11 protein-coding genes are annotated in these 12938 nt (G+C 38.6%); 5 read left to right on the top strand and 6 right to left on the bottom strand.

What is annotated here, in order from left to right:
• Positions 1 to 206: 206 nt before the first annotated feature.
• Together WBG45_RS07840 and WBG45_RS07835 are read right to left on the bottom strand one after the other, a co-directional pair.
• The gene (locus WBG45_RS07840) at positions 207 to 1112 is read right to left on the bottom strand and encodes a cation diffusion facilitator family transporter (RefSeq protein WP_424413494.1); all 906 of its coding nucleotides are present in this window, start codon (positions 1110 to 1112) and stop codon (positions 207 to 209) included.
• A 72-nt stretch (positions 1113 to 1184) separates the two neighbouring features.
• The gene (locus WBG45_RS07835) at positions 1185 to 2522 is read right to left on the bottom strand and encodes a hemolysin family protein (protein WP_424413492.1); all 1338 of its coding nucleotides are present in this window, start codon (positions 2520 to 2522) and stop codon (positions 1185 to 1187) included.
• Positions 2523 to 2725: 203 nt separating this feature from the next.
• Here WBG45_RS07835 and chrA point away from each other — a divergent pair, with 203 nt between their 5' ends.
• The 3 genes from chrA to kynB are packed head-to-tail and all read left to right on the top strand — an operon-like array spanning position 2726 to position 5829.
• A complete protein-coding gene (gene chrA, locus WBG45_RS07830; protein WP_424413490.1) occupies positions 2726 to 3913 on the top strand; it encodes a chromate efflux transporter in 1188 nt (395 codons plus the stop codon).
• A 14-nt stretch (positions 3914 to 3927) separates the two neighbouring features.
• Positions 3928 to 5199 carry a kynureninase gene (kynU, locus tag WBG45_RS07825; protein ID WP_424413489.1) on the top strand — a complete coding sequence of 424 codons (1272 nt, stop codon included), beginning with the start codon at positions 3928 to 3930 and terminating at the stop codon, positions 5197 to 5199.
• Complete coding sequence (gene kynB, locus WBG45_RS07820; protein ID WP_424413487.1) at positions 5200 to 5829, top strand: arylformamidase; 630 nt, start codon at positions 5200 to 5202, stop codon at positions 5827 to 5829.
• Between the two features lie 248 nt (positions 5830 to 6077).
• On the opposite strand, the gene WBG45_RS07815 is transcribed toward kynB, so the two are convergent.
• From WBG45_RS07815 to WBG45_RS07800, 4 genes are all read right to left on the bottom strand, one after another.
• Positions 6078 to 7481: a cryptochrome/photolyase family protein gene (locus WBG45_RS07815; protein ID WP_424413485.1), complete on the bottom strand. Its 1404-nt coding sequence runs from the start codon at positions 7479 to 7481 to the stop codon at positions 6078 to 6080.
• Between the two features lie 4 nt (positions 7482 to 7485).
• Positions 7486 to 8067 carry a TetR/AcrR family transcriptional regulator gene (locus WBG45_RS07810; protein WP_424413483.1) on the bottom strand — a complete coding sequence of 194 codons (582 nt, stop codon included), beginning with the start codon at positions 8065 to 8067 and terminating at the stop codon, positions 7486 to 7488.
• A 101-nt stretch (positions 8068 to 8168) separates the two neighbouring features.
• Positions 8169 to 8657, bottom strand: a complete 489-nt coding sequence (locus tag WBG45_RS07805) for a universal stress protein (protein ID WP_424413481.1) — start codon at positions 8655 to 8657, stop codon at positions 8169 to 8171.
• An 18-nt stretch (positions 8658 to 8675) separates the two neighbouring features.
• A complete protein-coding gene (locus tag WBG45_RS07800; RefSeq protein ID WP_196810260.1) occupies positions 8676 to 8828 on the bottom strand; it encodes a hypothetical protein in 153 nt (50 codons plus the stop codon).
• A 548-nt stretch (positions 8829 to 9376) separates the two neighbouring features.
• On the opposite strand from WBG45_RS07800, the gene WBG45_RS07795 reads away from it, so the two are divergent.
• Positions 9377 to 11119 carry an ABC transporter ATP-binding protein gene (locus WBG45_RS07795; protein WP_424413478.1) on the top strand — a complete coding sequence of 581 codons (1743 nt, stop codon included), beginning with the start codon at positions 9377 to 9379 and terminating at the stop codon, positions 11117 to 11119.
• The gene (locus WBG45_RS07790) at positions 11116 to 12873 is read left to right on the top strand and encodes an ABC transporter ATP-binding protein (protein ID WP_424413476.1); all 1758 of its coding nucleotides are present in this window, start codon (positions 11116 to 11118) and stop codon (positions 12871 to 12873) included. Before WBG45_RS07795 ends, WBG45_RS07790 begins: the two co-directional genes overlap by 4 nt.
• Positions 12874 to 12938: the final 65 nt, after the last annotated feature.

Genomic DNA, 12938 nt, shown 5'->3' with positions numbered 1-12938 from the left:
TTACATACTCATATAAAATTGTCATAATACCTCACCTGCTTTCTTTTAATAGTATAACTTTACCAAAAGCATATTCATTTAGTCAACCACTAAAATGAGAAATTTGTTCCTATTCTGAAAAAACATTTAAGTGAAATAAGAAGAGGGGAAAAGCAAAGACCTGACAAAGATAAAAACCATCCAGGTATCTTTATTTAGAGACACATCTAATACAAACGTGCTGATTCATTTTTTTTCGGTGGTACTGGCATATAGGGTTCGATATGGACCAAAACCATACAAAATGGTTTAACAATATGAATTTTTCTCTCGATTTCTTCCGTAATTCGATGGCTTTCTATTACATTTAAAGACGGATCTACTTTAACCGTTAAATCGACAAACATGAGATTTCCATGCATGCGTCCTTTAAAGTCTGTTAAAAGAATAACGCCTTGAACTTTTTTAACAAGGACCGATAATGTTTCAACTTCTTCTTCGTTAAAGCCATCTGTTAATGTAAGAACCGCTTCGACAAAAATATCAAATGCTGTTTTCATAATTAAAAAACCAACTAAGATAGCAGTAATTGAATCGAGAATAGGGACACCAAAAATTGCTGCTAGTATACCGATTGTGGCTCCAAGGCTGACAAGTGCATCGGATCTATTATCATAGGCAGCCGCTCGGACAGCTGAGCTATTAATGCGGTTCGCGAGCTTTAAATTATAGCGATAAACGAAAAACATGACGATGGCACTGCCACCTGCAACAAAAGCCGTTAATAGGGAAGGGGTTTCATGTATCGGGTGTAGTAAATTACCACCTGCATTAATTAGCACCTGCAATCCAACAGCAGCCATAATGAAGGCTGCTACAAGTGAGGCAACGGTTTCGGCACGAAGGTGACCATAATGATGATTTTCATCAGGAGGTTTTTGAGAAATACGTAGACCGATTAAAACGGCAATAGATGCTGCAATGTCTGTCGTATTGTTTAGACCGTCAGCTTTTAAAGCTTCAGATGTTCCGATATATCCAATTGTTAGCTTTAAAGCACTCAGTATAAGATAGGTTCCGATGCTAATCCATGCACCTTTTTCCCCTTCTCTTAATTGTGTATATAGCTCCATTTTGTTTCCCTCCTACAACACTCTCAGACATAAGAAAACGACTCTCAAAGTGAGAGTCGTTTATTTCTATGATTACACTGACTGATCTTCGAGAATATCAGCAATTTCTTGTTTTGTTAATTTGTTAACTTCTAGATACAGTATGTGATGACCTTCCATATCTTTAATCGTAAATTCATAGCCTTGCTCAATTATTTTTTCACCTTTAATGGCTTCAAAATGTTTGGTCAAGAACCATCCGCCGATTGTATCGATATCCTCTTCATCAATACCAATGCCTAAAAGATCATTGACATTTTCAATTAAGATTTTTGCATCAAGAATATAATGATGATCTCCTAATTTCTGAACATCTGGTAATTCATCGTTATCAAACTCGTCACGAATGTCACCGACAATTTCTTCAAGAATATCTTCGATGGTAACCAATCCAGAGGTTCCACCATATTCATCCATCAATACTGCCATGTGAATACGTTCACGTTGAATTTTAAGTAATAATTCACCGATAGGAATCGTTTCAATAACACGAATAATAGGCTGCATATATTCAATGACTGGTCGATTGATCGTCGACTCATCTTTAATGTAGGCCGTTAATAAGTTTTTCATATTCACCAATCCAATTACGTGGTCTTTATCACCGTCGGTAACTGGATAACGAGTGTATTGCTCAACATTGACTTGGTCGAACACTTGTCTAAGAGTTGTATCTTTATCAATGGTGCTCATCTCAGTACGAGGCGCCATGATTTCCTTGGCAATCCGATCGTCAAATTCAAAAATTTTGTTTACAAACTTATATTCTGATTGGTTAATTTCACCACTCTTCAAGCTATCCGAAAGAATCATACGAAGTTCTTCTTCTGTATGTGCAAGTTCAGATTCGGATGCTGGCTTTAATCCAAAAAGACCAGTTAGAGCACGAGCAGAACCGTTCAAGAATTTAATAATTGGATACATGATGCGGTAAAACCAAATTAATGGAGTTGCAGTAGCTAAAGCAACTTGCTCCGCTTTTTGAATAGCTAACGTTTTCGGTGCCAATTCACCGACAACTACGTGCAAGAATGTAACGAATGAGAACGCAATTCCGTAAGAAAGGATGCTCGACATGCTTTCACTAAGCTCGAAACGTTCAAATAGTGGATGTAATAAAAGCTCGACAGTCGGTTCTCCAAGTAAACCTAAACCTAATGCGGTCATTGTAATACCTAACTGACATGCTGATAAATATTCATCTAAATTTGAAATGACTCGCTTTGCGCGTATAGCACGCTTATTTCCTTCCTCAATTAATTGATCAATGCGTGTTGCTCTCACTTTTACAATAGCAAACTCACTTGCAACGAAGAATGCCGTAAAGGCGATTAAGACAGCAAATGCTGTCAATCGTATGGCTATGTCCAAAGAATTCCTTTGTTCCAAACCCGAATGAGGGGGAGAACAAAGTGTACACCTCCTGTTTTCTTAAAAATAGTTAATACCTATAATAATAAAATACTTACCTATAAAAAACAAATATTACTTTCTATCGCGATTAATACTGTTAAGCTGTTTGTTCCTCTTGTATCATATAAGAGTAAACTTATATGTTAGGAAGTGAATGAGATTTGAAGGAGAAAAAAACAGGTCGTTATCTTGAAATCTTAGCTGCATCAACCAAATTAGGTCTTACGTCTTTTGGAGGACCAGCAGCACATATTGGATACTTCAGAGACGAATATGTACAAAAAAGAAAATGGCTCGATGACAAACTTTATGCGGATTTAGTGGCTCTATGCCAATTCTTGCCTGGACCAGCAAGTTCACAAGTAGGGATTTCAATTGGTATGTTACGTGGTGGTTTGCTTGGAGGAATCTTATCGTGGATTGGTTTTACTTTGCCTTCAGTTTTTTTACTTATGGCATTTGCATGGATTATTATGCAAACCGGTTCTTTTGAAAGTGGTTGGATTCAAGGTCTGAAAATTGTGGCTGTTGCCGTTGTAGCACATGCCTTAATGGGAATGAGTAAATCATTAACACCTGATAGGACCAGGATCACGGTTGCGATGATTGCCGCTGCCGCCACATTGTTAATTCCAACAGCATGGGGACAAATTGCGATTATTGTGTTGGCTGGAATTTTTGGTGTTTTGTTTTACAAAAATGAAAAAGCACCAGAAGCGGTTGAGATGCCTTTATCTTTTGGAAAAAAGACAGGTATTATCGCTTGGTTACTTTTCTTTGCATTACTGATTTTACTACCTATCTTTAGACCATTCGTTCAAGCTACTTGGTATGCGATCTTTGATATTTTTTACCGAGTTGGTTCGATTGTCTTTGGAGGAGGACACGTCGTGTTGCCTATGTTAGAGCGAGAAGTCGTTCCAGCAGGTTGGATGTCCTCCGAAGCGTTTATTGCAGGATATGGTGCCGCACAAGCAGTTCCTGGACCATTGTTCACGTTGTCTGGATACCTTGGTCAAATTATGGGAAGCTTTTCAGGAGCGGTCATTGCGGTTATCGCGATGTTTTTACCTTCATTCTTACTTGTAGTGGGGACATTGCCATTTTGGACTGTAATTCGTACAAAGCCAAGAATACAAGCTGCCTTGAAAGGTGTTAATGCTGCGGTAGTTGGGATTTTACTAGCAGCTCTTTATGACCCAGTCTTTACGAGTGCTGTACATGACCCGATTGATTTTGTCATTGTGTTAATTTCCTTTACTCTGTTAGTATTTTATAAACTAGCACCGTGGATTGTCGTAATAATCACGGCGATTTTAGGTGCACTAAGCTTTGCCATGTTTGGCTAAAAGGAGAAATGACTGTGGATACAACTGTGCAGTTTGCGAAGGAAATGGACAAGCAAGACGTGTTAAGTGGATATAAAAAGGAATTCTATTTACCAGAAAACCAACTATATATGGATGGTAACTCTTTAGGGCTCATGTCAAAACGTTCTGAGCAATCGCTTGAAAATTTAGTATCAAGCTGGCGTGATAAAGGAATTGATGGATGGACAGAAGGGGAAGACCCTTGGTTTACCTATCCAGAAAAATTAAGTGAACGAGTGGCAACCGTCGTCGGTGCTAATGGCAATGAAGTGATGGTCACTGGCTCGATTACGGTTAATATTCACCAAATGCTCTCTACATTGTTTCATCCAACTGCTCAAAGATCAGTAATTGTTGTAGACGAATTAAATTTCCCTTCAGATATTTATGCTGTAGAAAGTCATTTGAGATTACGTGGACTGAATCCAGCAGTGTCGATGAGAAAAGTGAAAAGTGATGATGGCTATACATTAACACTTGAAGCTATTGAAGAAATGTTGACTGATGATGTAGCTATTTTAATGTTGCCATCCGTGTTATATCGAAGCGGGCAATTGTTGGATATGGGACGTATTACTGAAATGGCTCATAAGAAAGGGATTTTAGTTGGGTTTGATTTAGCACACTCAATTGGAGCAGTTCCTCATCAACTACATATAGATAACGTGGATTTTGCCATTTGGTGTCATTATAAATATATGAATAGTGGGCCTGGGGGTTCAGGCGGACTTTATATTCATGAGCGTCATCATAACGAATTGCCCGGGCTTGCTGGCTGGTTCGGTTCTGATAAAACAAAGCAATTTGATATGTCACATGACTTTTCAAAAGCAAATGGAGCAGGTGCTTATCAAATCGGCACGCCGAATTTATTTAGCACAGCCCCACTAACTGGCAGTGTTGAATTATTTGAAGAGGCGGGTATGAGAAATGTTCGAGCTAAATCGCTTGCGTTGACTAAGTACTTACGCGATTTAATTCAAACAGAAGTGGGTTCATTTGGTTTTGTCGATGTCACGCCAGTTGCTGATGAAGCTCGAGGCGGTCATATTGCGCTCGCTCATCCGGAAGCGGCTCGTATTTGTAAAGCGTTAAAACAAGCAAATGTGGTCCCGGATTTCCGTGCACCGGACATTATTCGATTAGCGCCAATTAGCTTTTATTCAAGTTTTGAAGACGTCTGGGAAATGGTCCAACGATTAAAAACCATTGTGGTAGAAGAATCGTACAAAACATTTTCTAATGAACGAAACGTGGTGGCTTAATTGAAAATACACGACATATCCATGATGTTGAACAGTGAGGTTGCAGAGTGGCCAGGTGATACTTCATTCCAATTCAACTTAAACTGGACGAAGCAACAAAGTGGTTCCGTGAATGTAGGACAACTCACGACTAGCACACATATTGGTACTCATATTGATGCTCCTTTTCATTTTGATGACAAGGGAGAGAAAGTACACGAACTGCCTCTAGAAAACTATATCGTTGAAGCAATTGTAATAGATGTGAGCGGGCAAGATGTCATTTCTCGAGAATCGTTAAGAAAAGTTGATATAGCAGCTGCCAAAGCAGTTCTCTTCCGTACAAATGCCTGGAATGACAGAACTGTTTTCCCTAAAGAAATTCCAGCCTTTGACGTAGAAGTGGTGGAGTGGATGATGGAAAATGACATTGTGTTATTTGGTGTAGATTTGCCGTCGGTAGATGCGATTACAAGTAAAGATCTGCCGATGCATCATGCGTTAGGTAAAGCAGGTCGATATATTTTAGAAGGACTCGTATTAGATGAAATAGTTGAAGGTGCATATAGATTAATCGCATTGCCTTTAAAAATCGAAGGTGCCGACGGAAGCCCTGTCCGTGCCGTATTAATTGAAGACGGGGATTTTTAGAGAAGAATGTTGTTGTTTCATGGTGCGTCAATGAAGTATACGTGTCTTTCTAGAGAAGAATCGTGTCCACCTCAGAGCGAATGGTCGTAACACTTGAGAGTTGGTCGGAAATACCATTTGACTGATCGCAAAGCCATAAAAGTTGGTCGGAAACTCCAAACAATTGGTCTTAAACACTCGAAAGTTGGTCGGAAACACCAAACGGCCAATAACTCCACCAAAAAAGGATAAACCCATTAAAATCGGGTTCATCCTTTTTTTATATCTTCATATGCTAACAATGCACGAGCCCGTCCAGCCTTATGTGTTACCACGGGGTATGGATACGTATCGCCTAAAACGACGCCCGCTTCTTTGAGTGAATCCTCAGAGGCTTGATCGGGTTCCATAATGTCTTTATCTGAAAGATGACGAAGTTCAGGAATCCATTTTCTAATATACATCGCTTTACCGTCGAACTTTGCACTTTGTAAATACGGATTAAAGATACGGAAATAAGGTGCAGCATCCGCTCCACTTCCTGATGTCCATTGCCAGCCAAAAGTGTTATTAGCGATATCACAATCAATTAGCGTGTCCCAAAACCAAGACATGCCTTTTGTGAAATCCACCAATAAATGTTTTGTTAAATAACTAGCAACATTCATACGTACACGGTTATGCATGTAACCTGTCGACCATAATTCACGCATTCCTGCATCGATTAAAGGGATACCAGTTCGTCCATAACACCATTTGTGGTAATGCTCTTCATTATTTAGCCAAGGGAACTTCTCGAAATTTTGGTTAAGCGGTTTATTGACAGTCTGAGGGAAATGGACCAGCATTTGATACGCAAATTCACGCCATACTAATTGCCGAATAAAGGCTTCACTAACGTCAGGCTGCATTTTTAATGCGTAATGATAAACACTTCGGACAGACAGAGCACCGATAGCTAAGTAAGGAGAAATACGTGATGTTCCTGAAATTGCTGGGAAGTCGCGCTTTGTTTTATAAGCAGCTATGTCTTCTTCGATAAAAGTTTTGACGAGTTGGATTGCTGCATCTTCACCAGCTGGCCAACTTTCGTCTATCCCGGCAGTCCAATCAATTGTTGGGACAAGTTGTAAATCATTCAGATCTGAAGATATGCTAGTTACGCTCACAGGAACTTTTGAAAATGTGGCGTCTCTAATATGTGGAACTACTAAAGGGACTGCTTTTTTTCGGAAATGATTATAAAAGGGTGTGAAAACTTTATAAGGTTCCCCGTTTTCTTTTACAGATTCCCAAGGGGGCAGTAGCATAGTGCCTTCAAATGTTTTCACAACGAAGCCATCTTCAAAAAATTGTTTAGCAAATTCTTCGTCCCGTAATCGCTGTTCGGGATGATACGAACGGTTGTAATATATCGCATCAATTGCAAATTCTTTTTGAAGTGTTTTAACCGTTTCGGGTAACGGGGAACTAGAAACATAAAGTTCTCCGCCAAGTTTACGAATGGATGCTTGTAATGCTTGTAAGTTACGGTGAGTCCAAAATTTAAACGCTGCACCTAAATCCATTTCTAATACATAGATGGGGATTATTTCGCCATCAAGCTGAGCTTGAGAAAGAGCTGGGTGATCGTGAAGACGTAAATCATTTCTTAAGAGAACCGCGATTTTCATCTATTCACGTCTCCTTTCGTGGTCTTACACCGTTTTCAATAATGTCATTGAGCATACTGGCCCATCCATCAATATTTTGATCATTTGAAGGGCGAGATAAAATGGAGTGAAAAAAGAAAGACGCAACAAGTTCATTTGGCAGGTCTGCACGAACTTCTCCCAAATCTTTCGCTTTCTTCACTTGATTAGATAACATGAAAAACATTTTGCCGTGAAGACCATCCATTTGTTTTAAACGATTACGCGCAATTTCAGATTCGGATTGATCTAATTGACCACGAATGCTAATCATATAGTGAACTTGATCATATTGCATGAACATTTTCAACCACTCTTTCATGGTTTCAAGGCCAGTTGTTGCAGATGCAATGAGTTCCATTTCCTTCATTACTTTTTCAACTAAAATAAACATATAATCGGTTATTAAATCATCTTTATGACTGTAGTATTCATATATGGTGCTGCGCGCAATATCTAAATTTGCGGACAATGCTTTAAACGAAAAACCCTCATACCCTTTTTCGAGTAATAACTTCTCGGTTTCTCTCAGCATTGCTGCTTCGTCCATTTTTTTTCGACGCGCCATTTTCCTCACACCTAACTTCTCATATTCTTTTTTCTAGTATACGTGAAAATGGAATGAAACCTAAATAAAAAAGCCCCCTATATAGGGAGCGAGAAAGTTTATCATTTTACTACGATTACAGTGCAAGGTGATTCTTTCACTATTTTTTCACTAACAGATCCAACAAAAAATTTCTGGAAGCCAGATTTTCCACTGTTCCCAACGATAATGACATCTGCTTTTTCTGTTTCAGCCAAATTGGCCAATGCTCTTGCGGGTTGACCGTCAATTGCTAAAATTTGCGCATCTACATGATGTCTATCTAATTGTATTTGTATAGATTCTGTCATTTGTTGAGCATATTCACGAGCTAAATATTGTGGCGAATTCTCATCTAATGTAGCTTGGGGTGCTACTGTCATATCGTTTAATATTGGAGCAGACCCAACTGATTCATTTGAATAGGTAATATCTTCACCCACAACATCATCGTTTACATAAGCTACTATTAGAGAAGTGTTCGGTCTATTATGCATTAAATCAACTGCATGGATTAATGCTGTTCGACTACCTTCAGAACCATCATAACCGACAATCATTTTGTTAAACATAAGATAGAACCTCCTTCCTTAACTGAACATAGGGAATACGTAATTAATTAGAAACCATAATACCGCGAAGAAAATGATTAAGTAAGCTGCATATTTAATAAATGTAGCACCTACCAAACCGCTGTCAGTTTTCTCTTCTCGATGGACTTCAATATTCTTTTTTTCTTCCATGATTAATCGCTCCTTTTAATTGAATGTTTTGTTACCTTATAAATACCCTACCTAAATATGTATAAACTCAAGTTATTAACAGAATAATAATCTTTTTCGAAATGTATTGACAATTAAAATTTTTTCATGATAATCTTAGTAAGTAAATAAACTATGAGAAGAGGAGGTACGTGTGATGATTAAAAGAATTGATACTGCTATAAATTATATAGTTCGTCCGTACCTGCTAATAAGTTCTCGATGATTTAATTAAATCAAGGGATAGGTATGGATACCTTTTCCTTTTTTCATGCGCACACGCATCTGGAAACAGGGCGTGTGCTTTTTTGTGTTTTCGTATTACCATTTTTTGGATGTTGCAGTGTAAACTGTTTCATAAAAAGCATTAGCCCTGTTGTTTAGGTTGTCGCTGATGCTTGTAGCTAGACACACTAAAATTGAAAAGGAGTGCTGAAGATGAACTATCAGCAACAGAAACAAATATTGATCAAGGAATCTCTAGAAGGCGGCTAGTGAATGCCAAACCTTAAAGGAAAGAAGGAAATTACATGTTCTCAGTATTATTTAAATTAAAATGGTTTTTCGCAGAAAACTGGAAACGATACACGATTGCGATTTCGTTGCTAATGGTAACAAACGTACTCGAGGTTGTACCACCATGGTTACTTGGAGAATCCATTGATGCCATATATCAAGAGACTTTGACATCAAAATTACTCATGGTATTCTTGCTGTCACTCATTGCTGTAACGGTAGTGAACTATTTAAGTAACTTTGTCTGGCAGTACCAACTGTTTGGTGGCGCATATGTCATTGAAAAACAATTGCGGAGCCGCTTGATGAAACAATTCTTACGAATGACTCCAACATTTTATGAAAAAAATCGTACGGGTGATTTGATGGCCCGTGCCACTAACGATTTAAAAGCAGTATCAACTACTGCAGGATTTGGTATTTTAACATTGGTTGACTCGTCCCTCTATATGCTGACCATTTTAGTGACTATGGGGATTTTAGTTAGCTGGAAATTAACTTTTGTTGCACTTTTACCTTTACCAATCTTGGCAATCATCATGCAAATTCTCGGAAAACGAATTCACGAGAGATATATGAAAGCACAAGATGCTTTCGGAGATATGAATGATAGTGTATTAGAAGCAGTCTCGGGTGTTCGAGTTATTCGAGCGTATGTCCAAGAACGTGCATCTGAAAAACAATTCGATGATATGACAGAAGATGTTTATGCAAAAAACATGGAAGTAGAAAAAATCGATGCACTTTTTAACCCGATTACCAAAATATTAACAGGTATTAGCTATATGATTGGCCTTGGTTATGGTGCTTTCTTAGTATCAGATGGCCAAATGACGCTTGGTGACTTGGTCGCCTTTAATGTGTATCTCGGTATGATTATTTGGCCAATGTTTGCAATCGGTGAATTAATTAACGTGATGCAACGAGGGAATGCATCTCTCGACCGTGTGCAAGAAACTCTTGATTATGACGAAGATGTCAAAGATGCAACCAATCCTGTTACGGTTCTTAAACCGGGTAAAATTGGCTTTAATCAAGTGAAGTTCCAATACCCACAATCCACTACAGTGAACTTAAGCGATATTAACTTGCAGTTAGAACAAGGGCAGACGCTTGGAATAGTAGGGAAAACGGGTAGCGGGAAAACCACACTGATTAAGCAGTTTTTACGTGAGTATCCTGCAGGTGAAGGGACACTGACATTTGCAAACATTCCAATCGAACATCAAACAAAGGATCAAGTGCGCAACTGGATTGGGTATGTCCCACAAGATCATGTGTTGTTTTCACGAACAGTTAAAGAGAATATCCTGTTTGGTCATCCACAAGGAACTAACGAAGATATTGAAGCAGCTATTCGTTTATCACATTTCCAAAAAGATCTTGAAATGTTACCACAAGGTTTAGAGACTCTTGTTGGTGAAAAAGGTGTAGCTTTATCTGGAGGACAAAAGCAACGTATTTCAATTGCTCGAGCACTCATCAAAAATCCGGAAATTTTATTATTAGATGATTCGTTGTCTGCAGTCGATGCAAAAACGGAGGCACGAATTATTGAAAATATTCAACTAGCACGAAAAGACAAAACAACCATCATTACTACACATCGTCTGTCTGCCATTCAACATGCAGATTGGATCATTGTATTAGATGATGGAGTAATGATTGAAGAAGGTACACATGAAGATTTGCTTGCGAATGAGGGCTGGTATAAAGAACAGTTCGACCGTCAGCAAATTGAGGAGGTGTCATCATGAGTACAGGGAAAAGATTATGGCTCTACGCCTTACATTATAAAAAACTATTAATCATGGGAATTAGTTTGCTAACGATTGCGGTGGCTGCAGATTTAGCAGGACCTTTAATTGCCAAAAAGATTATCGACGATCATATCGCCGATACGACTGCTGGCTCCATCGACTTTGAACCAATCGCGATATTGCTAGGTGTGTTTTTTGCCCTAACCATCGTAGCGGCAGTGTTCCGTTATGGAGAATATTTATTACTACAAAAAGCAGCGAATCGTGTGATTCAAAAAATGAGGAATGATGTTTATCAACACATTCAAACTTTACCGATTCGCTACTTTGATAACTTACCTGCCGGGAAAGTTGTAGCACGTATCACGAATGACACAGAAGCCATTCGTGAATTGTATGTGACTGTGTTATCGCAATTTGCATCAAGTGCTATGTATATCACAGGAATTTATGTAGCATTGTTCTTCTTGGATTGGAAAATGGCGACGATCGCTTTATTCGTTATACCGATTTTATTTATTTGGATGTTTTTATATCGAAAATATGCATCCAAGTATAATCACATTGTTCGAGCAAAAGTGAGTGATATGAATGCCATGATTAATGAGTCTATTCAAGGCATGACAATCATTCAGGCATTCCGTCGTGAAGAACAAATGCAAGAAGAGTTCGAAGTAATTAATCGTGAACATTATAAGTTTCAAAATAAACTGCTTTACTTGGATGCGGGAACGTCTCACAATTTAGTCGGAGTTCTACGCTCCATCACCTTTGTCTTATTTATTTGGTACTTTGGTGGTGCTTCATTAACAGCTGCCTCAGCAGTTTCTGTTGGTGTGTTGTATGCATTTGTGGATTACATCATCCGATTATTTAATCCTGTAACAGGTGTCGTGAACCAACTGGCAAAATTAGAGCAAGCTTTAGTTGCAGCGGAACGTGTTTTCCGATTACTTGACCGACAAGGTGAAGAGGTAAGTGATGAGAAAATCACTCGTTACCAAGGAAATGTTCGTTTCGAAAAAGTATGGTTTGCTTACAATCAAGAAGAGTATGTGTTAAAAGATATCTCGTTTGAGGCAAAAAAAGGGGAGACTGTTGCTCTAGTTGGGCATACGGGATCTGGTAAAAGTTCAATTATGAACTTATTGTTCCGTTTTTATGATGTGTCAAAAGGCGCAATAACTATTGATGGCTTTAATATTCAAGATTTGTCACGTCAAACCGTTCGTGACCATATGGGCATTGTATTACAAGATCCGTACTTATTTACAGGAACGATTGAATCTAATGTTAGCTTAGGGGACGCTAGAATTTCTCGTGAAAAAGTGCAAGCTTCTTTAGACGCAGTTGGCGGGGAGCGAGTTCTTAAACATTTACCAAATGGGATTGATGAACCAGTGATTGAGAAAGGCAGCACGCTTTCTTCTGGACAACGTCAATTAATTTCATTTGCTAGAGCATTAGCATTTGATCCAGCCATCTTAATTTTAGATGAGGCAACATCAAATATAGACACAGAGACGGAAGAAATCATTCAACATGCGATGGATGTCTTGAAAAAAGGAAGAACCACATTCATTATTGCACATCGACTTTCTACTATTAAAAATGCCGATCGTATCCTCGTTTTAGATCGTGGTGAAATTGTTGAGCAAGGTACACATGATGAATTAGTAACACTAGGTGGACGTTATGAACAAATGTATCGTTTACAATCTGGAGTGGCTCTTAATCCCCAAGCGGGTTAAGGGTACTCCCTTTTTTTGAAGTGTTATCAGGTAAAACTTAGAAAGTAAGCATAGAGATAGATTTT

This window comes from Paenisporosarcina sp. (genome assembly GCF_049671445.1).
GTDB lineage: Bacteria > Bacillota > Bacilli > Bacillales_A > Planococcaceae > Paenisporosarcina.
The sequence above is the reverse complement of the archived record's forward strand: the minus strand, read 5'-3'. Positions and strand labels throughout refer to the sequence as shown.